This is a genomic window from Roseovarius bejariae, assembly GCF_009669325.1.
Classification (GTDB): domain Bacteria; phylum Pseudomonadota; class Alphaproteobacteria; order Rhodobacterales; family Rhodobacteraceae; genus Roseovarius; species Roseovarius bejariae.
The window spans coordinates 1,617,501-1,641,662 of sequence record NZ_SZWE01000001.1; the positions used below are offsets into that span (position 1 = coordinate 1,617,501).

22 protein-coding genes (1 of these 22 cut by a window edge) are annotated in these 24,162 nt (G+C 61.5%); 7 read left to right on the top strand and 15 right to left on the bottom strand.

Annotated features, from left to right (window positions below):
* Nucleotides 1-1,196, bottom strand: partial view of an FMN-binding glutamate synthase family protein gene (locus FDP25_RS07760; RefSeq protein WP_154150488.1) — the 5' portion only. The gene continues 298 nt to the left of window position 1, outside the view; 1,196 of the gene's 1,494 nt are visible here — the first part of the coding sequence; the start codon lies at nt 1,194-1,196; the stop codon falls past the left edge of the window.
* Nucleotides 1,197-1,308: 112 nt separating this feature from the next.
* On the opposite strand from FDP25_RS07760, the gene FDP25_RS07765 reads away from it, so the two are divergent.
* A complete protein-coding gene (locus FDP25_RS07765; RefSeq protein WP_154150490.1) occupies nt 1,309-1,752 on the top strand; it encodes a DUF302 domain-containing protein in 444 nt (147 codons plus the stop codon).
* A gap of 409 nt (nt 1,753-2,161) precedes the next feature.
* On the top strand, nt 2,162-2,647 hold the full coding sequence (locus FDP25_RS07770; RefSeq protein WP_154150492.1) for a fasciclin domain-containing protein: 486 nt from the start codon (nt 2,162-2,164) through the stop codon (nt 2,645-2,647).
* A 107-nt stretch (nt 2,648-2,754) separates the two neighbouring features.
* On the opposite strand, the gene FDP25_RS07775 is transcribed toward FDP25_RS07770, so the two are convergent.
* Nucleotides 2,755-5,004 (bottom strand): glycosyltransferase family 2 protein, encoded by a 2,250-nt coding sequence (locus tag FDP25_RS07775; RefSeq protein WP_154150494.1) that lies wholly within the window; start codon nt 5,002-5,004, stop codon nt 2,755-2,757.
* Nucleotides 5,005-5,012: 8 nt separating this feature from the next.
* Nucleotides 5,013-6,062 carry a glycosyltransferase family 2 protein gene (locus FDP25_RS07780; protein WP_154150496.1) on the bottom strand — a complete coding sequence of 350 codons (1,050 nt, stop codon included), beginning with the start codon at nt 6,060-6,062 and terminating at the stop codon, nt 5,013-5,015.
* Between the two features lie 156 nt (nt 6,063-6,218).
* Here FDP25_RS07780 and FDP25_RS07785 point away from each other — a divergent pair, with 156 nt between their 5' ends.
* Both FDP25_RS07785 and FDP25_RS07790 read left to right on the top strand, forming a co-directional pair.
* A complete protein-coding gene (locus FDP25_RS07785; protein ID WP_246175892.1) occupies nt 6,219-7,166 on the top strand; it encodes a pyridoxal-phosphate dependent enzyme in 948 nt (315 codons plus the stop codon).
* Nucleotides 7,167-7,215: 49 nt separating this feature from the next.
* The gene (locus FDP25_RS07790; RefSeq protein WP_154150500.1) at nt 7,216-8,832 is read left to right on the top strand and encodes a hypothetical protein; all 1,617 of its coding nucleotides are present in this window, start codon (nt 7,216-7,218) and stop codon (nt 8,830-8,832) included.
* Between the two features lie 9 nt (nt 8,833-8,841).
* Here FDP25_RS07790 and FDP25_RS07795 read toward each other — a convergent pair whose 3' ends face one another.
* The 6 genes from FDP25_RS07795 to ubiA all read right to left on the bottom strand — a co-directional run bounded on the left by FDP25_RS07795 (nt 8,842) and on the right by ubiA (nt 16,471).
* Nucleotides 8,842-9,792, bottom strand: a complete 951-nt coding sequence (locus FDP25_RS07795) for a hypothetical protein (protein ID WP_154150502.1) — start codon at nt 9,790-9,792, stop codon at nt 8,842-8,844.
* 2 nt (nt 9,793-9,794) lie between these two features.
* Nucleotides 9,795-10,766: a hypothetical protein gene (locus tag FDP25_RS07800; protein WP_154150504.1), complete on the bottom strand. Its 972-nt coding sequence runs from the start codon at nt 10,764-10,766 to the stop codon at nt 9,795-9,797.
* A 17-nt stretch (nt 10,767-10,783) separates the two neighbouring features.
* Nucleotides 10,784-12,988 carry a hypothetical protein gene (locus FDP25_RS07805; protein WP_154150506.1) on the bottom strand — a complete coding sequence of 735 codons (2,205 nt, stop codon included), beginning with the start codon at nt 12,986-12,988 and terminating at the stop codon, nt 10,784-10,786.
* Nucleotides 12,989-13,213: 225 nt separating this feature from the next.
* Nucleotides 13,214-13,540: a hypothetical protein gene (locus FDP25_RS07810; RefSeq protein WP_154150508.1), complete on the bottom strand. Its 327-nt coding sequence runs from the start codon at nt 13,538-13,540 to the stop codon at nt 13,214-13,216.
* The gene (locus FDP25_RS07815; protein ID WP_154150510.1) at nt 13,527-15,443 is read right to left on the bottom strand and encodes an OmpA family protein; all 1,917 of its coding nucleotides are present in this window, start codon (nt 15,441-15,443) and stop codon (nt 13,527-13,529) included. The genes FDP25_RS07810 and FDP25_RS07815 overlap by 14 nt, the downstream gene beginning before the upstream one ends.
* Nucleotides 15,444-15,505: 62 nt before the next feature.
* The gene (gene ubiA, locus FDP25_RS07820) at nt 15,506-16,471 is read right to left on the bottom strand and encodes a 4-hydroxybenzoate octaprenyltransferase (protein ID WP_154150513.1); all 966 of its coding nucleotides are present in this window, start codon (nt 16,469-16,471) and stop codon (nt 15,506-15,508) included.
* A gap of 11 nt (nt 16,472-16,482) precedes the next feature.
* Between ubiA and FDP25_RS07825 the strand changes: the two genes are divergently transcribed.
* The 3 genes from FDP25_RS07825 (at nt 16,483) to FDP25_RS07835 (ending at nt 19,152) form a co-directional block, all read left to right on the top strand.
* Entirely contained in the window at nt 16,483-17,208 is a 726-nt protein-coding gene (locus tag FDP25_RS07825; RefSeq protein WP_154150514.1) for a 16S rRNA (uracil(1498)-N(3))-methyltransferase, read from the top strand.
* Entirely contained in the window at nt 17,205-17,717 is a 513-nt protein-coding gene (locus FDP25_RS07830; RefSeq protein ID WP_154150516.1) for a hypothetical protein, read from the top strand. The genes FDP25_RS07825 and FDP25_RS07830 overlap by 4 nt, the downstream gene beginning before the upstream one ends.
* Nucleotides 17,718-17,781: 64 nt before the next feature.
* Nucleotides 17,782-19,152, top strand: coding sequence for a glutamate--cysteine ligase (locus FDP25_RS07835; RefSeq protein WP_154150517.1), 1,371 nt, complete (start codon nt 17,782-17,784; stop codon nt 19,150-19,152).
* Nucleotides 19,153-19,318: 166 nt separating this feature from the next.
* On the opposite strand, the gene plsY is transcribed toward FDP25_RS07835, so the two are convergent.
* The 6 genes from plsY to FDP25_RS07865 are packed head-to-tail and all read right to left on the bottom strand — an operon-like array spanning nt 19,319 to nt 24,126.
* On the bottom strand, nt 19,319-19,924 hold the full coding sequence (gene plsY, locus FDP25_RS07840; RefSeq protein WP_154150519.1) for a glycerol-3-phosphate 1-O-acyltransferase PlsY: 606 nt from the start codon (nt 19,922-19,924) through the stop codon (nt 19,319-19,321).
* Nucleotides 19,925-21,202, bottom strand: coding sequence for a dihydroorotase (gene pyrC, locus FDP25_RS07845; protein ID WP_154150521.1), 1,278 nt, complete (start codon nt 21,200-21,202; stop codon nt 19,925-19,927).
* A complete protein-coding gene (locus FDP25_RS07850; protein WP_154150523.1) occupies nt 21,199-22,176 on the bottom strand; it encodes a DUF4268 domain-containing protein in 978 nt (325 codons plus the stop codon). Before FDP25_RS07850 ends, pyrC begins: the two co-directional genes overlap by 4 nt.
* Nucleotides 22,173-22,625 (bottom strand): hypothetical protein, encoded by a 453-nt coding sequence (locus FDP25_RS07855; RefSeq protein ID WP_154150525.1) that lies wholly within the window; start codon nt 22,623-22,625, stop codon nt 22,173-22,175. The genes FDP25_RS07850 and FDP25_RS07855 overlap by 4 nt, the downstream gene beginning before the upstream one ends.
* Nucleotides 22,622-23,179, bottom strand: coding sequence for a hypothetical protein (locus tag FDP25_RS07860; RefSeq protein ID WP_154150527.1), 558 nt, complete (start codon nt 23,177-23,179; stop codon nt 22,622-22,624). The genes FDP25_RS07855 and FDP25_RS07860 overlap by 4 nt, the downstream gene beginning before the upstream one ends.
* Complete coding sequence (locus tag FDP25_RS07865) at nt 23,176-24,126, bottom strand: aspartate carbamoyltransferase catalytic subunit (RefSeq protein WP_154150529.1); 951 nt, start codon at nt 24,124-24,126, stop codon at nt 23,176-23,178. The genes FDP25_RS07860 and FDP25_RS07865 overlap by 4 nt, the downstream gene beginning before the upstream one ends.
* Between the last annotated feature and the right edge of the window lie 36 nt (nt 24,127-24,162).

Consider the following 24,162-nt stretch of genomic DNA (forward strand, 5'->3'; position numbering starts at 1 on the left):
CCCCGCGCGGACGTGACGAAATCGGCCCCTGCGCAAAGTGCCCATGCCACATCCGAGGGATTCACCAGCTTGCCGCTGGCGACGATGCGGATGCGATCCTTGAGGTCATGGCGGTCGCGCAGGTCCACCATGCGCGGAAGGGCTTCGCGGATCGGCATCCCGACAAGGTCGATCAGGGGCATCGGTGCGGCCCCGGTGCCCCCTTCTCCTCCATCGATCGTGATGAAATCGGGTGCGCAGTCCGGCCCGCGTTCATTGATAAGCTCGAAGAACGCGGCCCAAGCATCCGATGAGCCGATGACCGTCTTGAAGCCGCAGGGCTTGCCGGTGACCTCGCGGATATGGGCCACCACGTCCAGAAGGTCGGCATAACTGTCGATCTCGCGATGCCGGTTGGGCGAGATGCTGTCCTGTCCTTCGGCGATACCCCGGATCGCGGCAATCTCGGCACTGACCTTTTCACCGGGCAGGATACCGCCCTTGCCGGGCTTGGCCCCTTGGGCGAGCTTCAGTTCGAACATCTTGACGTGCGGGTTTGCGCCCACCTCACGCAGCTTAGAGTCATCAAGATTGCCATTCTCATCGCGCACCCCGTATTTCGCGGTGCCGATCTGATAGACGATGTCGCAGCCGCCCTTGAGGTGGAAGGGCGACAGCCCCCCTTCCCCGGTATTCAGCCAGATGCCAGCCTTGGCAGCGCCCCGGCTGAGCGCCTCGACGGCGGGGCGGGAAATGGCGCCGTAACTCATGCCGGAAATATTGTAGATCGACTTGGCCCGGTAAGGCACGGCCGCCGTCGGCCCGATCTCCAGCGGTGCGGTTGCGGCGAATTGATCATCCAGCGGCGGAAAACAGGCATTGACGAAAATCGGGGTGCCGGCAATCGACAGGTTCCGGGTAGACCCGAAGGCCACCGTGTTCCCCTTACCCTTGCCCGCGTGGTAGACCCAATCGCGCTGTGCGCGATTGAAGGGCATTTCCTCGCGGTCCATTGCGAAGAAATACTGCCGGAAAAATTCGCCCAGTTTTGTGAAAAGCCCACGAAAGCGCCCGATGACAGGATAGTTACGGCGGATGGCGTCGCCGGTTTGGGTTTTGTCGAGGATGAACAGGATCAAGACCGCCAAGGCAACGAGGCCGAGGGCGATCACGAAAATCAGGGCGAGCAGTTCAAGGGCATTCACGGCATAGGTCATAGGGGAACTCTGGTGTTGATGTGCATCAAGGGCGGGTGCATCCTTGGGTCGTAGACTGCGCCTTTGAACAACCGGCGACAACCGAAAACCAGAGCTTAGGGAGAGGCTTTTGATGAAACATTGGATACTGGCCACCGCATTGGGGCTGGCCGCCCAAAGCGTCACGGCACAGGAGATGGTGACCTATACCACCGACCAGAGCTTTGGCGATGTGGCCTTCGGGCTGGAAAGTGCCATTCTGGACAAGGGGTTGGTCATTGATCACGTGAGCCATGTGGGCGAGATGCTGGAGCGGACACGGGCCGATGTGGGATCGGACGTGGTGCTGTTCACGCAGGCCGATACCTACAGCTTTTGTTCGGCGTCCCTGTCGCGGGAGGTGATGGAGGCGGACCCGATGAACATCGCCTTTTGCCCCTATGACATCTTCATCGCCGAGCGGGCGGATAATCCCGGCGAGGTGACTGTGGGATACCGGGCCTTCCCCGAGGGCGAGATGCAGAAGATCCAGGAACTTCTGGACGGCATCGCGCGGGCGGCCATCGGCATAGAGTGACGCCCCCCGTCTCACGCTGAGAGAAACGTACGACTTGTACGTTTTACCCCCGGTTTTCGTACGAAAATCGGGGGTTTCGTTTTGGCAATCGTACGAGTCGTACGAAAATCATTTCCCTGCGCCGGATCCACTCAGAACCCTGCGCGCGGCTGGCGACGAAATCTTCAAAAGATTTCGGAGCGATTTCTTTTCAAGAAATCGTCTTGGCACCCGGATCAGATCACGCGGCGGTGAGCGACAATCACAAGGGTTTGAGTGGAAATTCCAAAACCCGGTGGCTTAGGCCGCGCGCTGCATCGGTCAAGTGGCATCGGCGGAAAGCCCCGGTGAACCGGAACAGCACAAGCCGCGTAGATCGGACAATGCCAATGACGGCATTTACACGTCTGACAAAGAAGGAGACGATCTTATGTTTCGCCGTACCTATCTTGCTATGACTGCCGCCGCCGCGTTGATGGCGGGCCCTGCCCTTGCCGACGGGCATGGGAAAATGGACATCGTGGATACCGCCGTGGATGCGGGTAGCTTCGAAACCCTGGTGGCCGCCGTGCAAGCCGCCGGGCTGGTGGAGACCTTGAAGGGTGAAGGGCCCTTCACCGTGTTCGCCCCCACCGATGAAGCCTTTGCCGCGCTGCCGGATGGCACGGTCGAAGACCTGCTCAAGCCCGAGAACAAGGACAAGCTGACCTCGATCCTGACGTACCATGTGGTGCCGGGCAAGGTGATGTCGGGTGACCTGTCGAACAACATGATGGCCGCGACCGTCGAAGGCAGCGAAGTGACCATCATGACCGAAGGTGGCGTGACCGTGGATGGCGCGAATGTCGTGAGTGCCGACATCGAGGCCAGCAATGGTGTCATTCACGTCATCGACGGTGTGATCATGCCCAAGTAAGGCCACGCGCCTACATCACTCATGGGCAAGGATTGGCCCCGGCGGTTTGCCGGGGCCTTTTCGTTTGGAACGGTGCGCAAGGTGAAGAGCCGCGCCGTTCGATTCCCCTAATGCTGTGTCTCGCCTTTCTCGACGGTAAAGAAGAAATCTTCTTCCGGGTCGCGGGCCAGCACGTCGTCGGGCACGCATTCCGGCCCCGACAGGAAGACGTTGGACCCGAAGTGCGCGTGCATATGCGCCAGCTTGCGCATCCGGTCGCCGTTCAACTCGGCAAAGAAGTTCGAGTAGTTCTCGGTCGCGCGCAACTCATCGATCTTGGCGCGGTGCATTTTCACGCAATGGGCGTGCATCGCGGCGATCTCGGGGTCGGCCATGAATTTCGCGAGTTCCGCTTCGACCCGTGGAATCATCCGCTGCACCGAGGTGTCTTGCTCGGCGTTGTTGTTCATGCGGAACCAGTAGGCGAGGCCCTGATCGCGGTCGACGTGGTTCACCCGGCCCCGGTCACGCTTCACGAGGAAGCTTTCGGCGGAGCGCACGGCGTAATGATTGAGCTGTACGAGGTCATAGCCATAGGTCGTGACCGTCGAGCGCCAGCCGTTGCGATACATCGATTCCGGCAGCGGCACGCCGGACCCGTTGACCCAACAGATGTCATCCACCAGTTGCGGATTGAGGCCCTTGGGCCGGTGCACCCCCAGTTTCTTGAAGATGCCCGCGTTCTGGAACAGCGTCTTGAACCCCCATGCCTGATGCGGCTTGCGGGCGAATTCGGGGGCGCATCGGGTGAATTGCCGGATGATCAGGTCATCGTGGAAATCGGCAATGTCGGCATTGCCGAACAACCGCCATGTCATGGCGATCATGTTGGCATCGGGCACGGCCTTGAACAGGTCATCCAACGTGCCATCACCCACCTTGATGTTGATGAATTCATCCACGTCGATGCAGGTGGCCCATTTGGCATCTTTGATGATCGGCTCCTCCCCCGCCGCGGCCAGCGCCGCGTGCTGGGGTTTGAGGTTCATCTCGCGGAAGGGATTATCGCGGTGCTGAAGGTATCCCTTGGCCTGTAGCAGGTCGAACATATCGTCGGTGCCATCGGCGCAATCATTGGTGTAGATCAGGAAATCATCGAACCCGATGGCGCGGTGATAGGCCAGCCATTCAAGGATAAAGGGGCCTTCGTTTTTCATGGTGGTGACGATGGCGCGGCGGCCCCGGCCCTTTTGCACCTTTTTGGGCGAGACATCCGGCACGCGCACGGGTTTGTGGCCGAAGGTCTTTTTCGACAGCTCCAGCAGGCGGTCGTCTTCGATCAGCGCGGTTTTCGGCACGATGAGCGAGACCGCCTCGGCCGGGTGGCGCAGGTTCATGAAGCGGTAGAAGCGGCCCGGTGTTTTCAGGTCCGGGTCGGCGTTGCCGATACGGGTAAGGCGCCAGATGGCCTTTTCGGGGGCCTTGGCGGGGGCAATGCACCAGCGCGATTTCGGCTTGGCGGCGTCGAACTGTACGCAGATGTGATCGGCAAAGCGGATCGGGTCGTTGTTGCGCACGCGCCATGGGTAACAGGTTTGCCCCAGAAGCTGGATCACCCCGCCATTGGCGGCAACGGCGCGGTCGAAGACGCTGTCCTCGCCGTCATCGACGATCAGGTCGTGAACCTCGACATTGGCCACCGCGCGGGCCTCGCCCAGGAACCGATCGCGCATGATCTCGTAACAATGCAGCGCGCCGATGGGCGAGGACCATGGCGCGGGGGGTGGAATCTCCATGCGGTCCTTGCCGGGGGCGGCGGGGGCGCAGAAGGGGTGGCCCTCGGCGGGCAGGTCCTGTTTGCCCAAGGGGTGGTGAGACCGCAGGACGGTGACCTGCATGGGGCGATCCATGGCGGCGACGCCTTGGGTCAGGGCCGCGTCGAACTCGGGGCGCTCACCGGGGCGGGTCCGGTCGAGGATGACGGCGGCGTTCATGCCCTGATGTTCGGCGTTGAACGCCAGCCATTGCAGGATGGTGTCGGCGCCCTCGCCATTGGACAGGGCGGCGGCGGCATCGAGACCCTCGAAGGCGCGACATTCGGGGGCCGCGGGCGTCACCTCGACCCGGGCGCCGGCGAAGGAGAGGGCGAACGCCCCCTTGCGCGGCAATGACAGGCGCACCACCGGCGCCCCGCCGATGGTGAACAGCGAGAGGACCTCGGCCCGTTTCGGGAAACCCAGGTGCTTGGGATCGGTGCCGGGTTGGAAATAGAGGGTGGCCACCTGCCCGCCGTCGGCGTTATGCGCCACGGCCTCTAAAAGGGTGATGCCATTGGCCGTGGTCCCGGCCATTTCGCGAAAGTGTACCTGCCCTGCCATCTGCCCGGTCAGCCCTTGTTGCCCCGTGCCGCCGCCATGGTGCGCAGGTAACTGCGCAATGCCTCGGGGCTGGGTGGGGTGCTGTTTGTTGTCAGGCCCAATTGCCAGTGAAAGCGGGTTTCTTCAACATCCTGCATGATCTCGGCCAAGCGGCGTTGATGCGCGGCCACGGTGGCATCGTGGCAGGCGCGGACATCCGGCAGGGTCATCAGGTCTTCCAGCAAGGCGCGGGTGGCGGGAAGCATGGAGTCGATGCGCGGCTCCTCGACGGTGTTCCAGTTGCGTTCGACCCAATAGCCCACGTCGATGGGTTTTTTCATGTGATTGGGCAACCCGCGGTGGCGTTTGAGCATGAATTCGTCGCGTGACCGCAGGGAATAGTGGTTCAACTCGGCCAAGGGGGCGTGGGCCTTGGCGTGGTTGTAAAGCGTGATCATCTCGTCGTTTTGCACGAAGCCATCTGGCAGGCGTTCGCCCCACGCGCTGAGCCAGACCGCATCGCGGCGCGGTTTGCGGCGGGGGCGGTGGACGCCGAGTTTCTGAAATGCCTTGGGGCGCACCAGCGATTTGAAAAGATGCGCCATGGGGAATTGCAGATCGCGGGGGGCGGCGCGGCGGAAGCGATCGGGCGTGAGGGCGGGGTCATGGCCCGCCTGCCCATCCGAGCCGAACAACCGCCACGGGATGGCGACGGCATCGGCCTTGCCGCCCTGCCCTTGTACATGATCCATGAACCCCGAGAGGTCGGCGCAGCCGGGATCGAGTGACAGGAATTCATCGCAGTCGAACACCAGAACCCAATCAGCCCCGGTGACACGCGGATGTTCCCCCGCCAGCTTGAGGGCCTGCCATTGCACGGATTTGCGCCCCTGTGGCGCGAACGGCAGGTGCGTCACCCGGCCTGAGGCCTGCAAGGCATCCAAGAGAGCATCGCTGCCATCGGTGCAATCGTGGCTGAGCACGAGGATATGATCCACCCCCGCCGCCAGATGATGCGCCACCCATTCCACCACATAGGGGCCGTCATCGCGTAAACATGTGACACCCAGAACCGTCATACCCTGCTCGTTTTCGCCCTTTTTATGTGTGCCTGAATTATCACGACTTTCTTGATCTGACCATAAACACACAAGAACTGGTCAAAGTTCTGCCATTCCTAAGGTTTACTAAGGAAAAAGACCATGAAAGAGCAGGTTTATACGAGGAACAGGCCGATGAATGCCGCGACACAGGCACGTTTTGTACCGATACAACTGACTCAAGCCACAAAAACCCCACTTCGCAGATTGCGCCAAGTGGGTAAAAGCAGCCTATGGATCAAGGATGAAACCCAACAGATCAGTGGCGCGTTCAAATTTCGCGGATCAATGTCTTTTCTTTCGCGGCAGGCCGTGCCGACGGGTGTGGTAACCACCGCATCCACGGGCAACCACGCCACCGGGCTTTCGCTGGCAGCACGCGAGTTCGGCTATGAGGCGCGGATTTTTGTCCCCGAAGCCACACCTGAGGCCAAGCAATCACGCATCCGCGAGGCGGGCGGCAAGATCACCTTGGTCAAAGGCGATTATGAAATGGCCTTGGCGCAGGCCACTCAACTGGCAGGATCAGGCGCCGCGACTTTGGTGCCAAGCTATGACCACCCTGATATTGTGGCGGGCAACCGTGGGATTTTCTCGGAAATCCAAAGCACACTTCGGCAAGCACCCACACGCATCTATGCCCCGATCGGTGGCGGCGGGGTTATCTCGGGTGCCATTCTTGAGATGGCCGGAACCAATGCGCAGATCATCGGCGTCGAATTTGACGAATTTGCACGCACCCATGCCATCGTGAGCAAAAAGATTGGTGAGATCGCACCGCCTGCGCGCCCTGCGCCCGCTTCGGTTGAAGGGATCGCCATCCGGTCTCTGGGGGGGCACACCTCCAGCATCATCGGTGCGGCACAAAACCTGAAACTGGCGGCAGTGTCGGCCGAGCAGATGGCCAAGGCATGCCGTCTGATTTGGCAACAAATGGGCATCAAAGCCGAGCTGGGAGCCTGCGCCACGGTTGCGGCAGCCTTGGCGGATGGCGATCAGCCGGGTACAACTGTTTGTGTAGTCACAGGCGGCAACATCGGGGGCGACGTGTTCAATGCCATCCAAAACAACGACAATATCTAAGAGCAGTACAAGTAAACCCAAATCGACCCAAACAGCGGCCAAGACCACCATGGCCAAGGATGTGGTGACGACAACCGCCACGACGGTCACGGAGGAAGCATCGAACCCGGCGGGCTTCTATGCCTTTGACCGGGCCGAGGAACTGGGGCTGAATTTCTCAAAGACCTTTTCGCAGCAGTTCGTGATGCGCCGCGACCCGGATTTCGCACTGACCAACTTTCGCCGCGCGCGTCTGGGCGATTGGACCCTTCTGACAGGCAGCCGTATGCCCGTGGCGCAGGCGCATCTTGAGGATGCGGGCCTGCATGTGGCTTTCATGGGCAAGGGCGTGGATGCCGAGGGGGCCTTGATCGACCATCGGGTTCTGCAATCCAAGCTGGAGCGGCTGCGCGACCCTCAGGCCCTTGCCGATGATCTGAACGAGTGTGGCGGGCGGTTTGTTTTCATCATCACCGGCCCTGATTTTGAGCGGCTTTATATTGATCCCTCGGGGATCATGGGCGCGGTTTACAATCAAAAGGCGGGGTTTGTCGCGGCCACGGTGCATCTGGCCATTGATCGCCCTGTTGAGCCGACAACCGAGTACCCGGCGGCGCAGATCGCCTTGGACGGGTCAGGCGGGCGCTTTGCCTTTGGCTTTACCCCGGACCGCGATGTAAAGCGGGTACTGGCCAATCATTATCTTGACCTCAATGACTTTAGCCTGACCCGGCATTGGCCCCGGCCCGAGGATGATTTCACCTGCCCGATGCGCGAGGATGTGATCCGCGCACGGCTGTATGATGTGATCGCGCGGCACAAGGTGATCATGAATGCCCTGATCCGGGGGAACAGCCCAGCGATCCTGCCGATTACGGGGGGCGCGGATTCGAGGCTGCTTTTGGCCTTTGCCAAGGATGCCTTGGATGATGTGGACTTGTTTTTCACCCACAAGACCAATTTCAACACCGGGCGCGACATGGAACTGGCCGGACTATTGGCCAAGCGGGTCGGTGTGAAGCTGACCAAGTTCGACTTGATGGAAAACCCCGATCTGGTGCGGCCCCAACGAATGTGCCAGCGGATGCACCGGCAAGAGAAACTGGCCGAGGGGCTGTTTGACGACGGCCCCACGCCAGACCGCAAGAAGATTTCCGAGCGAATGATCCTGCCACCGGGTGGTGTTTTGCTGCGCGGGCATGTCACCGATATCTCCAAGGCCGTGCTGTGGCAGAAGATCGGCGTGCGCGAATTTGAGCGGAAGAACGGGGCGCATCACGATCCAGACGTGGGCCTTCGGCTGTTAAAAACGGGCGAGGATGCCTTCGAGAATCCTTGGTATCATGAGAAATACAACGCCTGGATGGACACTTTGCCCGACAACGCCCGCCGCCGGGCTGTGGATTTCATGGCGCTTGAGCAGTTCCGCTGTCATGGGTTGGGGGCGCAGTTTTATGCTTTCACGCATAATTTCTACATGGCGCCGGGCAGCGACCGCCGGATCATTCAGGCCCTTGTCAGCATTCCGCCGCATCTGCGGTCGGAGTATCACATCAACGACATGCTTCTTGAGCAATGCGCGCCGGAACTTCTGGATGTGCCGTATACCCGGCACCAGGACAATGACCTGCGCCAGACCCGGCGCAAGTTCAATAAGTTGCTTGCGCAGGGGCCCGAGGTGATGTGAACCTTGGGCTCAGGCCTTTGAGATGGCACCGATCAGGCCCTTCAACAGGCTGATTTGTTCCGGGGTGAAGGTTGTCTCGGGCCGGGTATCGGGGGTCGGTCCGGTCATGTCAAAAAGGCTGTCTTCATCGGGGAAAAAGGCGGCGCGCAGGGCCTCGTTTCCCTTGGCATAGTGGTTGAGCAAGGTCGTTCGCGTGGCATCCTCCACGAAGCTTTTGCGCGCGCCCGTGTCGGGAAGACCCTGCCGCTCCATCAAGCGATAGATCCGGGTGGTATTGAAGCGCCCCGTATCGGCAAGCATGTCCATCAGGGCAATGACATCGCGGTTGGGTGACGGATTAAGGCTTTGGGGTCGTTCACAGGTATCTTCGAGACCGGGATGCCCGATAGCTTGCATGAAATCGCTGACCAGATCACCGTTTGGAAAGCGCGGACGCTCGAACCGGCGCAGGTGAACGACGGCCTGCGGAAAAGCGGCGCGCCACATTTGCACGATCGCGGCATAATTCAGTTCACGGCTGGCAAGGCTTAGGATGAAGTCGCGCAGGCTTCCGCGGAAGCGCCCGGTTTTTCGGCGTTGCGAATAAAAGGAATCGACGAACAGATCCTGCCTTCGGAGGTACAGGACGATATGCACCTGCGCGTCATGCGCTGTGGCATGGGGCGCAAGGATTTCGGCGACCTTGACCGGGTCTTCAAGATAGAACTCTTCGCTCGACAGGATCAGATCAGTCAAAGCGGCCTGCCCTGCGCGCGCAAAGCAGGCGTCGGCAACCTTGACCGGGTCGTGTTTGTTGCGTCCACCGATGGCTGCGGCCAGACGGTTGGCCGAGGCCTGTTGCGGTCCGGGGGTGAGATAACCGAGGCCGGATTTCGACAGGGTTTTGCGATTGGCGAACAGCAAGTCCTGGATCGAGGATGACCCGGTTTTAGGCGATCCGATATGTAGCCAAAGGTTCATGATCACTCTGCCGCCAGAGCACAGGTTGCGGCGGCGGCCGCCACAAGGGTGTGGGCCTCATGTTCGGCTGTCGTTCGCTGCTCCGTGTCGCCGATATGATTGTCGTGACGGGCCGGATCGAAGGCAGCGAAGCCCGACACATTTCCATCGCCATAGCGGCGGAACAGTTCACGGTTTTCCTTGGCGTAAAGGTCAATGATCTGCTCTCGCATGTCTGGCGGCATGACATCGCGCGAGCGGAAATAATCCCCCTTATCCTGTTTCATGATCTCACGCAGAGTTGCCCGGCGGTGGACGTTGCCATCAAAGGGATAGTTGCGCACCGCTTCGACCACTTGCAGCGATGGGGTGCGGTTGGCCTCGTTGTAGCGGTTTTCAGGGCGGTCCTCGGTGGCAAGCCCGGCGAAGGCGCAAAAATCCTGCACCACGTCGCCGTCTTCCAATTGACTGCGGTCAAAGGCGCGAAAGTGAATGCGCACCTCGGGAAACCGCTTGGCGATCTGGTTGGCAAAGGCCAAATAGGAGGCCTTTTTTTGCTGCTTTGGATGGGCGCAGAAGGCTTGAAGCGAGCCATCGAAAAGTGCGTTCTTGGCTTTTTGTTTGGCCATGGCCTCAAGAAACAGATCCTGCCGCCGAGCATAACAGAGGATTTGCACGCGTTCGCGCATATCAGGCTTGAGCGCTGCGAGCACCTTGGACGTTCCGAATACGCCATAAGCGGTTTCGGTAGAGATAACGGCCGTCTCTCCACTTGATTGCTGCAACTCTTGGTTCAGCTTGCGCTGAATGAAGTCCTCTTTATCGGGCTGACGGAGGAGCCGCATCAGGTAATTGTGCGATGGGCCGCGCCGAAAGCTCTTGACGTAGTGGACCCCTTTTTCGGCCAATACGTCGCTCGTCTCGCTGAGGTATTGTTGCAGGCCGGTGGTTCCGGTTTTTGGTGTACCCAAGTGAAGAATGATACGATCAAACATGGCGTTCTACTTTCGGATCAGAGGTCTTTCAGCCCGAGGCGGACCTTGCGGTTATCATTACGGGCGAGGATGTATTCGCCCAGCCGTTTGGCGAGTTGGGTATGATCCTTGTCCACGGCGCGGGTGAACAGCTCGCGTTGGTAGCGCGGGAAGGTCTTGCGGGTGCGCAGCATCTGGTAATAGTCCTGCGAGGTGAGCGTGCCCGACAGCGCCCCGAGGATGATGGGCGAGAGAATTCCCATCTGGTTGAGCGACGAGCCGAGGCGGTGCCCCAGAAGCGGGGCGCGAAGGCGTTCGACGTTATCGTTCTCGAAACGGGCGACATGGCCGGAATCCAGCGGCTCGTAGGGATCGTAGAGGATATAGACCTTGTTGGCCGCGCCCGAGACCTGCGCCGCATCGCCGTAGGGGCCGGAAAAGTCGCGGTCCCATGCCACTTTGTAGCGGGTTTCCCAGGGCACGATGGATTTATCCAGCGTGCTTTGCGGGCTGATGGCCACCACGTCCGCACCGGGGGCGGCGGCGGAAAAGGCGCAGGCGGCATAACCGCCCATGGAGGCGCCGTAAAACACCACCCGTTTGAAGCGGTTGAAAAAGCCGCTGTCGCGCAACTCGTCGAATTGGTCGGAGACCCAGGGGTTGCGGTACCACGTCCAGCCCCCGGCCAGCACGCCCAGCATCGACCAGCCCTGTTCCTTGATGAAGGAATAGCCCCATGGCCGCCTGTCATCGCGTTTGTTCATGGTGATGTCGAGGTTGTCGAAGGTCACCACCAGCGTGTCATCGCTGCGCGGCATGAAAAGGAAGGAATGCCCCTCGGGACCGGGGCGGTAGAAGCCATCGTCACCGGCAAGGCGCGTGGCGATCTCATCCCATGCGGCATCGTCGCCGCCTTCGGGGGGCTTGGGCGTGACGACAACACGAATGACGGGTTTGCCGCCGTCCTCGCGCGTGGAAAGCTGTTCGTTGGTGCCGTAATCCTTGAGGAAGGGAAAGGCGCCCGAGCCTTTCTTGATGTCCATGAACACGCGGCTGTCGGAGTGCAGGCAGCGGTCGAAAATCCGGTTCAGGTGGCGGATGCGGTAGGCGCTGCCGAAGCCATCGAGATTGCACAGCACATCCACCGGGCGCAGGTCTTTTTCGCGACGGATGACGCGGATGCGGTTGGAGTCCACCCCGTTCTCTTGCAGGAAGGCGCAATAGTCGGCGATCCATGGCTGCGGGTCATTGCCGAACTGGCCGGAGGGATCGACGTCGATCAACTGGATGTCGCAATCGTGCTGGTGATGCAGCGAGAGAACGAAACTGCGCGCGGCGCCGGTGAGGTCGGCGACGGTGGCGACCTCCTCAAGGTCGAGGTGATCGACCAAGGCGCCATCGAAGGTGGCCACACCCCGGCCCTTGATCGGCGCGAGGGCGGGTTCGATACCGTGCTCTTTCACCAGTTTTTCGAGGTAGGAGCCTTTGGGCGCAAGACCGTGGTGCTGATTGCCAAGTTGCCTCTTGTTCGAGGCCCAGAGGTGCAGCGCGGTGGTGTCTTCGGTGATCAACCCCTCGGCAATCGCGGCACGGCGGAGGAATTTCGTCCGGTCGCGGAAGGTGATGGGATAGAAGGCATCCAGCGGCTGAACCTTATCCTCAAGCCCCAGTTCATGGACATAATGGGTGACCATCATCGGCCCCCAGACACCCCATGGCTGTTGGGTGATATGCACGGGCTTGCCCGCCTTGGCCTTCTTCACGAAGTCCTTCTGTTTTCCTTTTGGCAGGAAGGGCGCAATGGAATAGCGATCCGAGGTGAAATCCAGCATCTGCGCCAGAATCTCGCTGTCATGCGGCAGGCCGAGGATGGCGTTGTTGACCCGGTGTTCGCCGGGCAGTTCGTAGCCCATGACATAATCGCTGTCGTAGTCCATGGGCCGGTGGCAATAGACATCGGTATCAATCCAGATCATGCCGGGGCATTGGTGGATCATGTGCAGGCGGAACCAATCGGCGAACAGCGCGAAACTGTTCTTGTGCTCGTACTTGATGAAATCGTCGGTATCTATGATCTCGCGCCCGTCGCGGCGGATCACACCTTCGGGGACATTGGGGATGTCCTCATAGCTGAACAGGGTGATTTTCTGGCCCTTGTCGACAAAGGACTTCAGGCAAAGCTGTTCCAGCCAACTTAGCGGCCCACCGATCCAAAGGGTACCTACCTCACGCTCTCGCGCCATACTCGATCCTCAAAGCTTGCCACCCGCACCCGAAAGGGAACGTGCAACAGGTACTGCAAAGGACGATGGCCCCCTGACCTGAATGTCTCATGGATGCCTGCCCACGTCTTGCCCGTCGGGTTTGGTGACCCGTTTTTCATTACCGGCATACTGGCAAAGTCTTACCGTGCCGTCACCCTATATTGTGACGACACCGGCAAAGCGTGGGTTTCAGGACACGCGCGGTTAGCCCGCGCGGCTGCGCTCCAACTCACCGCGCAGCATTTCGGCCTCGTGGCGGGCCTCGCGCAGGCCGTCCATGGTGGCCGAAAGCTCGGCCTCGGTCTGCGAAATCTGGTTGGTCAGCTCGGCCTCGCGCTGTTGCAGGTAGGTGATGGCCTGATCGCGGGTTTCCTCGGCCTCGTGCAATTCCTGCGCCATTTTCTCAAGCTCTTCCACGTCCGAGCCCGACACGCGGATAAAGCGATGCACAAGCCAATTGGCGAACCACCCCATGCAGAAGGCCACGAACAGAACGATGGCCGTGGCGATAATAAATTCAGTTCTGTTCATCTTCGGTGCCTTCCTGATCCCCGTCTGCGCCAGCCTCGTCTATATTTTCAATAGGTTTCTCAAGGCTTTCAAGGGTTGTTTCCTGTGGCTCGATCGGCTCGGGGCGGATCAGCTTGAATTCGATCCGGCGGTTGGCCTCGCGGCCTTCCTCGGTGCCGTTATCGGCAATCGGGTCACTTTCGCCATAGCCCTTGGCGGTAAACGACGAGGTCAGGACCCGGCGCAGGCGCAATTCGTTAAGAACCGCACGTGCCCGCGATTGGCTGAGTTGCTGGTTCATGACCTCGCGGCCCTGACTATCGGTGTGACCTTGAATTTCCATGCGAATCTCGCCGCATTCCTTCAGGATCTCGGCGATCTCATCCATGATCGCCGCGCCGTTGGGGTCGATGTTGGCCGAGCCCGGCTCAAAGTTGATCTTGTTGTCGGCCTGCACCTCGGCGATGCGGGCCTCGCATTCGTCGGGGGTGGGGATACTGGCCACCGGATCGAGTTCTTCCTTGTAGGTCACGTCGATGGAAAACTGGTTCCGCTCGCCCAGTTTGTCCGACAGGAACCCGGAAATCATGGCGCTGGCGTCTTCCTGCCCGGTCTGGCCCGACACGGACAGTTCCTCGGGTTTCACGATCACGGCACCGTTCGAGAGGTACGATAGGGTTTCCAGCCCGGTCAGCACGCGCAGCGACCAATCCTTCGGCAGGTCTTCGGCCACGCGGGCCGTGCTGTGAACCGCATCCGAGGCAAACCGCGCCTTGGCGAAACTGTTGACGGTTTCGCGGGTCACGTCACTATCCACCCGGCCCCGGATCTGCACCAGGCCTTCGGGTGAGAGCGTCGCCACGAATTCCGGCGCTACCTGTGAATCGTCTTCGGGCTGGGGCAAAACGGCATGAAGGGCGAAAACCTCGGGCAGCGAGGTTTCAAGCTGCCCCACGACGTCGTCAAAGGCCGCCTGCGGTGTGCCTTCGGCAGCGACCAGCGAAATATCCGCATCCGAAAACGTCACGCTGCCCCCGCCCAGCTTGCCCAGTGCGGCGATGGATTGTTCGACCGCCCACGCCCATTTCGGCGAGGGCACGCCAAGGCCGATGGTGCAGGCCGCCTTGTCGGTCAGGCCGACCTCGCTTGCGGCGCGCAGGATACGGTCGCGTGCCTCTTCGGTATCGGCCGAACAGGCATCGAAGCGCGGCGTGCCGCCCTCAATCAGAAAGCGCAGGGTAAAGGGCGTGATGACAGGCCGGGGTGAGGAAATATCAAGCGCAAGGCGCACGTCATCCGGCACTTGGCGGGCCAGATCGGTTTCGATCCGGCGTTTGTCTTTTTCACTGTCGGCCATCGCGGTGATCATCACGCGCTCAGCATCCACCGAGATTTTGGCGCGGGGCAGTTGCGACAGGGAGCCAACGGCATAGTCCACCGCGTCCTGCCAAGTGTCGGGCTGCGGGTAATCGGCCAATTCCAGAAGGTCGATCACCTCGTCCTCGTCGGTCTGCTCGGCGATCTCGTCCACAAGGTCGCCGCGGTCGGTACTGGCGGGCACGAGGCCGATGAGGGAAATACCGCTGTCATTGCGAAGGATTTCGATCGAGAAACGGGGCGGCGCGATCTTGCTGCTGTCTTCGACGAGCATCTGGTCGATCACCCGCGCGGCATCCACGATCTTGCCCGCCGCCGTCAGCGCCTTGAAGCGCATGGCCTCATTCGGGGCCGTTCCGGCAAGAAAAACCTGAAGTCCGTTGGCGTCCACCTCGGCCCAGGTCAGGCTTTCGCGGTCCAATTCCTCCAACACGGCCGTGCGCGAGCCGTCCTCGATCGCTGTCACGGCGAATCGTGCGGCCAGCAAAGACAGGACAGCCGCGACGAAGAACACAGCAACAATGGAAAAAAGCGATGACAGGCGCATGAGTTAAAGGCCATTCGGTAAGTGGTTGGCCAGTATCTATGCCCTGTGCGGGGCAAGTGCAATCACAGCAAAAGCGCTACGGCGAAAAACGGCAAAGGCAACAAGCCTGCATCCCGGTTCGACCGGAAGAGGGCCAGCAGGCCATCGTTGTCGTCAAGATCGAGCCTGTGCATTTGCCAGAACATGTGCCAGCCCATGGCCCATGGCCCAAGAAGCCCCACCAGAAGCGCCGGGATGCTGCCCTTGATCGCGGCGAGGATCACCGCCATGGCCATCAGGGACACGGTGAGTATCAGGAACCCCGACAGCCATTTGGGTGTGGCATCGCCGAACAGGCGGGCGGTGGATTTCACGCCGATCAGCGCGTCATCCTCTTTGTCCTGGTGGGCATAGATCGTGTCGTAAAACAGGGTCCAAGCCATACCGGCCATGTAAAGCACCACCGCCGGCCACTCCAGCCGCCCGGTATGTGCCGTCCAGGCCAGTAATGCGCCCCAGTTGAAGGCCAGCCCCAGAAAGACCTGTGGCCACCACGTAAAGCGCTTGGCGAAAGGGTAAATCGCGACCGGCAGAAGCGACAGAACCCCAAGGCCGATGGCCGCGATGTTGAAGGTCAGCAGGATGCAGAAGGCCACCAGCGCCTGCGCCACAAGCCACGCCAGCGCGCCCTTGACCGTGACCCGCCCCGAAGGGATGGGCCGCGAGGCGGTGCGCGCGACGCTGCCGTCGATATGCCGGTCGGTGATGTCATTCCACGTGCAGCCCGCCCCGCGCATCAGGAAGGCCCCGATGCCGCAACCCGCGAAAATCCAAAGGTCGTGCCATGTGGCCCGGCCATCGTGCAGCATGGCCAGCAACAGGCCCCACCAGCAGGGCAACAAGAGGAGCCACGTGCCAATCGGCCGGTCCGCCCGCGACAGCCGCAGGTAGGGGCGCGTGGCTTCGGGCGCCAGCCTGTCCACCCAATTGCCGCGATAAGCGTCGGCGACTTGGCCCTTGTCCTCTGGCGTCTCGTTTGTGCCGGTCATATGGTGCCCCCATGGCGGATACGAAGATCAGGCTTTATGTAGAGCAGCCCTTGGGGGAAGGGCAAACCATTCCTCTGACCCGTGAACAGGCGCATTACCTGTTTGGGGTGATGCGGCGCGGGGTGGGCGATACCCTGGCGGTATTCAACGGGCGCGACGGCGAGTGGCGGGCCGAGGTGCGCGAGGCGGGCAAGCGCGGTGGCACACTGGACGCGGTGGAGCAGACCGCGCCACAGTGCGATCCGCCCGACCTGTGGCTGTTGTTCGCGCCGATCAAGAAAGCGCGCACCGATTTCATCGTCGAGAAAGCCACCGAGATGGGGGCCGCGCGGATCATGCCGGTGCAGACCGAGTTCACCAATTCCGAGCGCATCCGGCAGGACCGATTGCAGGCCCACGCCGTAGAGGCCGCCGAGCAATGCGGCGGAACCTTCGTGCCCGACGTCAGCGATTTGCAGAAGCTGGACCGGCTTTTGGCCGATTGGCCCGAGGACCGGCAATTGATGTTCTGCGACGAGGCACTGGCCGGGCCGGGCGAAACACTGGGGCAGGCCGGAGGCGGCAAATGGGCCATTCTCATCGGTCCCGAAGGCGGGTTTTCCGAGGCCGAACGCGCGCGACTGCACGCCCTGCCCTTTGCCCATGCGGTCAGCCTCGGGCCGCGAATCCTGCGGGCCGATACGGCGGCGGTGGCGGCGCTGACCGTCTGGCAGCAGGCGTTGGGGGACTGGGCATGAGCTTTGTCCGGCCCGAAGCGATGCAAAGCCTTGCCCGCTGGCGCGAGGCGCTGTTCGGGACCGGCGCCGTGGCCCTTGGCGCGTGGTGGATTCTTGGGATGGGGGGCCTGTTGTACTGGATCGGCTACGCGGTTGTCCTTGCGGGTCTGGCGCTGACCGCCGCGGGGATACAACGCGCAAGGTTTCGCGGGGCAAATGGTGGCGCAGGGGTGGTCCAAGTAGATGAAGGGCAGATTTCCTATTTCGGCCCCTTGACCGGTGGCGCCGTGGCGCGCAGCGAGATGAGCGCCCTGATGCTCGACCGGTCTGGCAAGCCCGCGCATTGGGTCTTGCGCCAACCCGGCCAGCCCGATCTGCATATCCCTATCAACGCCGAAGGGTCCGACGACCTCTTTGATGCCTTCGCCGCCCTGCCGGGCCTGCGCACCGAATACATGTTGTCGCAGATGTCCGCATCCGGTGATCAAGCCGTCGTTATCTGGCAAAAACGCACAGTGATGTTGCATTGACACCCCGGACGATTGGGGCCACTTCTGAACGTCATACCCGCGCGGCAAGGCAGGAGAGGTGCGCATGTCCATACCCCAATCCGGTGGCGACCCGATCGAACGGCACGAACAACTGGCCGAGTACCTCGAAAGCGGGTGCAAACCGCGCGAAGACTGGCGCATCGGCACCGAGCACGAGAAATTCGGCTATTGCAAGGATACGCTCAAGCCCATCCCCTATGAGGGTGAGCGCAGCGTTCTGGCCGTGCTGGAAGGGTTGCGCGATGGCCATGGCTGGGCCCCGCTGGAAGAAGGCGGCAAGCTGATTGGCTTGGAAAAGGACGGCGCGAACGTCAGCCTTGAACCGGGTGGGCAGTTGGAGCTTTCGGGCGCGCCTTTGGAAAACATCCACCAGACCTGTGACGAGGTGAACCAGCACCTTGCCGACGTCAAAGACATCGCCGACAAGGTCGGCGTGGGGTTCATCGGGCTGGGGGCCGCGCCGATCTGGACGCATGAGCAAATGCCGCAGATGCCCAAGGGGCGATACAAGCTGATGACCGATTACATGGATCGCGTCGGCACCATGGGCAAATCCATGATGTACCGGACCTGCACCGTGCAGGTGAACCTTGATTTCGGCTCCGAGGCGGACATGGTGCAAAAGCTGCGCGTGGCACTGGCCTTGCAACCCGTGGCCACGGCGCTGTTCGCCAATTCGCCGTTCTTCGAGGGCCAGCCCAACGGCCATAAGTCATGGCGGTCCCGCGTCTGGCGCGATCTGGATGCCGACCGCACGGGCATGTTGCCTTTCGTTTTCGACGAGGGGTTCGGGTTCGAGGCATGGGTGCAATACGCCCTCGATGTGCCGATGTATTTCGTCTATCGCGACGGGGTTTATCACGACGCCTTGGGGCAATCGTTCCGGGACTTCCTGAAGGGCGAATTGCCCGCCCTGCCCGGTGAGAAGCCGCTGATGTCGGATTGGGCCGATCACCTGACCACCATCTTCCCCGAGGCGCGGATCAAGAAATTCATCGAGATGCGCGGCGCCGATGGCGGCCCCTGGCGCAGGCTGTGCGCGCTGCCCGCCTTCTGGGTGGGGCTGATGTATGACCAAAGCGCGCTGGATGCGGCCTGGGATCTGGTCAAGGATTGGGATGCCCCCACCCGCGAGGCCCTGCGTGTGGCAGCGAGCGAAGACGCCTTGGACACGACGGTCAACGGCATGTCCATGCACGAGATCGCCCGCGAGGCCGTGGCGATTTCCGAGGCAGGCCTCAAGGCGCGAGCCCGGCCCGGGGCGGGCGGTTTGATCGGGGACGAGACCCATTTCCTGAATGCCCTGAAGGAAAGCATCGAGACCGGAAAGGTGCCTGCCGATGAATTGCTGGAGCATTACAACGGCGATTGGAACGGCGACCTGACCCGGATTTATGCGGAGTATTCGTATTAAGCGTGGCGCAACCGGGGGCCAGCCCCCGGCCCCCCGGGATATTTTTTAAAAGAAGAAAGAGGGGATCGGGCCTGTGCGGTGCGAAGAAATCCCGGCCCAAAAGCCGTGGTTTTTAGGTATGAGCCTCTGGCGGGTGCCGGTTCAAGGCCCGTTAGACAGGCGTCATTCACTTCTGACCGATCTTCGGTTCGGTTCCGTCGCGCAAACGGGCGATGTTTTCCCGGTGCCGCCAGAAGACCAGCAGGGTCAGGATGGCGCTTAGCAGGAAGATCGCTCCCGGCCCAATAAAGACCACCCAGAAGGTCGAAGTGGCCGCCGCGACGATGGCCGAGAGCGAGGAAATCCGCGTAATGACGGCTGTCACCAGCCATGCCAAACAGCACAGCGCCCCCACCGGAAAGGCCAGCGCCAGCATCAGGCCAAGGAAGGTGGCCACGCCCTTGCCGCCCTTGAAGCCCAGCCAGACAGGATAGCAATGCCCGACAAAGGCCATGAGCCCGGCCAGTTGCGCGGCATCCTCACCGGCCAGAAGCCGCGCCAGCAAGACCGCTACCGCCCCCTTGCCACCATCGAGGACCAGCGTCCCGAAGGCCGCCAGCTTATTGCCGGTGCGCAAGACGTTGGTCGCCCCGATGTTGCCCGAGCCGATCTCGCGCAGGTTGCCGAGGTTCATCAGCCTGGCCAGCACCATGCCGAAGGGGATCGACCCCATCACATAGCCGATCACCGCCCAGAGGATCAGGATGGTGGAAGTGGACTCGATCACTGGCATTTACGCGGCCTCGTAGACTTGGGCACCGGCAACATAGGTGGCCAGCACGCGGCCCTGCATCCGCTGGCCGTCAAAGGGGGTGTTCTTGGATTTTGACCGCAGGGTGCTGCGGTCCATGATAAAGGGCTTGTCCGGGTCGAAGAGCACCAGATCGGCGGGTGCGCCTTCGGCCAGTCGCCCGGAGGGCAGGCCAAGCCGTTTCGCCGGGTTCAATGCCATGGCACGGAACAGCGTCGGCAGGTCCAGGTCCCCCGCATGGTAAAGCCGCATCGCGGCGGGCAGCAGGGTTTCGAGGGCCACCGCACCGCTGGCCGCTTCCTCGAACGGCAGGCGTTTGCTTTCTTCGTCCTGCGGGGTGTGCATGGAGCTGAGCGTGTCGATCAACCCAGTGCGCAGGGCCTCGACCACGGCCTGCCGGTCGTCTTCCGAACGCAGGGGCGGCTTGACCTTGAAGAAGGTCCGGTAATCGGCCACGTCCAGTTCATTGAGCGTCAGGTGGTGAATGCTTGTGCCGGCGGTGATGTCCAGCCCGTTGCGCTTGGCGCGCTCCAAGGCGGGCAAGGCGCGGGCGGTGGTGATCTGATCGGCGTGATAGCGCGCGCCGGTCATTTCCAGCAGGGCGATGTCACGGTCGATGCCCATCCGCTCGGCCATGGGGGAAACCGCCGGTATCCCGCGCAGCGAGGCGAACTTGCCACTGGTCGCCGCCGCCCCCGCCGACAGGCCCGGCTCCTGCGGGTGGGCGATGACCAAGGCGCCCATGCCCCGCGCATAGGTCAGCGCCCGCTGGAACACCTTGGTGTTGGTGATCACGTTGTCGCAATCGGTGAAAGCCACGGCACCGGCATCCATGAGAAACCCGATTTCGGTCATCTCGCGGCCCTCGCGGCCCTTCGTCAGGGCCGCCATGGGGCGCACGTTCACCGGCCCGGCGGAGTTGGCGCGCCGCGCCACGAATTCCAGCGCTTCGGGATTGTCGATGGCGGGGGCGGTATCGGGGCGGGTGACCATGGTTGTGACACCCCCCGCCGCCGCCGCCAGCCCGGCGGAGCGATAGCTTTCCTTGTGCCGCTCGCCCGGTTCGCAGACCTTCACGCCGATATCGACGATGCCGGGGGCAAGGCACTTGCCGCCGCAATCCACTATTGCATCGGCATTGGGCGCCTCACCGGGGCCGGTCGCCGTGATTGCGCCGCCTTCGATCAAAAGCCAACCGGGCGCGTCGGTGCCTGCCTCGGGGTCGATCAACCGGGCATTGGTGAAAAGGGTCGTGGTCATGAGACGAGTCCTGCCATTTCGGGGTCAATTCCTCGAATACGGGGCGCAAATACTTTGTGAAAGGCAATCAAGTGTTCTGTCAGCCACTGATGCTCTTCTGCCCAGCTTTGCTTTTGATCAAGGGCAGCCGCGTTCCTTGTCACACAAATTCTCGCATCGCGCTTTTCATCCAATCTTTGCCAATCAAGGTCACGGCCCAATTCCTGTTCAATTTGGTCTTTCTGGTCGGCAAGCATATCGAAATTGCCTTTTGCCGCCGGTCCGGAAAGGTAAAGTTCGACTCGGATCCAATTCTCGCGTGTGTTCATGCTCATGTTCAAACTGAAATGAGTACGCCCAATGCTATGGCCCACCCAAGACGCAGCTTGTGGCTTCACCGGCCTTATTGGTCCTGACCCAGTTTCCAACAACCCTTCGACGGTTTCCCAATACTCGCGTTGCAACTGTCGTGTTGGAGAAAGTTCACCTTCAGCCACGGCCTTAGAAGCAGCAGTCGTACTGCGCGACCAGTCATTGGGTTTGCTAACCACATTGAACTTCGGCGCAGCCGGACTTTCTCCGATCCGCCACAACTCCACCTCAAGCGCAAAGAACCTCACCTCGGTATCGGTGATCTCGTTAAGCCAATCCATCGCTGCGCGGTGTTCGTCGGCAACGCGCGACGCAATCCAGACAATCGTCACGGCATCCAGACCCGCCGCGTAGGTCATCAACTGCCCTAGATGTGTGTGGTCGGTACGTTCAAGCTGGTTTTCCACCAGAACCCAGCGATCACTGAGCGTATCCTTGCAGAGAATATCCGCGCGGAACGGGCCGACGTTCTGTTCAACCGCCTCCAGTTCCAGATCAATCCCGAGCGTATCACTAAGCAAGGCAAGATTGTCCTCTCCAGCAAGCCATGGGGTGAAATCCTGCGCCTCGGTCTTCCAGATGTCGCGAAGTTCTACCTTCTCCAGTCGTCCAAGAACACTCATCCCGTCGCTCTCCCCATCTGGGCCTCGATCCGGGCCTTGGTGGAGGCCGGGTCGGATTGGAATTTAAGAAGGTGCTTGTCGCCACCTGTGGTGATGATCTGCACCGCCGACCCCAGCGTGCGGACCTTGTCGATCTCGCGCAGCATGGCCGCGCGGGTCTGCGGGCCAAGCACCCGTCGGTTGGTCAGGTCCCAGCGCACGTTCAGCTCGTCCGAGGCGACGTACCACGCGCGCAGGCCCACGGCGGCCAGACCGCCCACACCGCCCGTCCAGACATACGGGTTGCCGATGCCCCAGAGGATCACCATCCCCGCCCCCATGGCCACAACGGCCAGCCAGACATGCGCCCAGAGATAGGCCTGTTTGTCGGGGTGGAAGCTTTCGATCACGGTCTCCCCCTCCGCCAGCGGCGTCGTGGGCACCAGCGAATGGACCGTGCTTTCCATCATGACGCCACCCAGACCACCACGGCCACCAGCGCGAACAGCACCAGAAGCGCGATGCTGGCCACGCGGCCCGACATGGCCGCGTCACTGGGCGGAGCCTTGTCGCCCGTGGCGCCCTTGGCCCCTTCCGAGGGTAGCGGTTTGAAACTCACCGGCGCGCGGTCTTCGGTATAGGTGCCGATCCAGCGCAACGGCGATTTCGGCGTCAGGGTTCCGGCAAATCCACCAAAAGCACTGGAGACCACCACCAGAATCTTGCCACTGATCGCCTCAAGGCGGGCGCGGTCTTCCTCCACATCGGCCTCGGACACGCCCAGCCCGTCGATCATGTATTGCGGCAAGCCCACGCCTTCCAAATCGGCCACATCGAACAGCTCGATGAAATCGGAATCGAGATATGTGACGCCCAGCGCATCACGCAGGGGCCAAGGCGGATCATCGGTATCGGCGCCCCAGTCCGGTTCGGTCGACATCGCCGGGCCGTCCGCATCGGTATCCAGGGTGAACAACCGTACGATGCCGTGCTCATGCGCCTTGATCTCGAAGCGCTCGCTCATGCCAGAACCTCGCGCGGCTTGGCGCGCAGGTTACGCGCAAGAAGGTCCATCGCCGCCATGCGCACGGCCACGCCCATCTCCACCTGTTCCTGAATGACGCTGCGGTTGATGTCGTCGGCGATCTCGCCGTCGATTTCGACGCCGCGGTTCATCGGGCCGGGGTGCATGACGATGGCGTCTTCCTTGGCGAACCCCAGCTTCTCGGCATCCAGACCATAGCGGAAGTAATATTCGCGTTCCGACGGGATAAACCCACCATCCATGCGCTCTTTCTGAAGGCGCAGCATCATCACCACGTCGACATCGCGCAGGCCCTCTTCCATATCGTCATACACTTCGACGCCGAAATCGGCGATCCCCGAAGGCATCAGGGTGGGCGGCCCGATCAGGCGGATGCGGTTTTCCATCTTGCCCAGCAAAAGGATGTTCGACCGCGCCACGCGGCTGTGCGCGATGTCCCCACAGATCGCGATATTCAGGCGATGCAGCCGCCCCTTGGCTCGCCGAATGGTCAGCGCATCCAGAAGCGCCTGCGTGGGATGTTCGTGTCGCCCGTCGCCCGCGTTCAGAACCGCGCAATTCACCTTTTGCGACAGGAGGTCGACCGCGCCCGAATGCGGGTGCCGCACCACCAGCAGATCGGGGTGCATGGCATTGAGGGTCATGGCCGTGTCAATCAGGGTTTCGCCCTTCTTGATGCTGCTGGCCTGCATCGCCATGTTCATCACATCCGCGCCCAGACGCTTGCCCGCGATCTCGAAACTGGCCTGCGTGCGGGTGGAGTTTTCAAAGAACATGTTGATCTGTGTGAGACCCGCCAAGGCATCGGAATGCTTCACGTCGCGGCGGTTCAGATCGACGTATTGATCGGCCAAATCCAGAATGGTGGTGATCTCGGGGGGGCTGAGGGGTTCGATCCCCAGAAGATGGGACTGTGAAAAGGTCATCCGCCGCTCCGTTCCGTGATCCTTCCCGCTTATAGG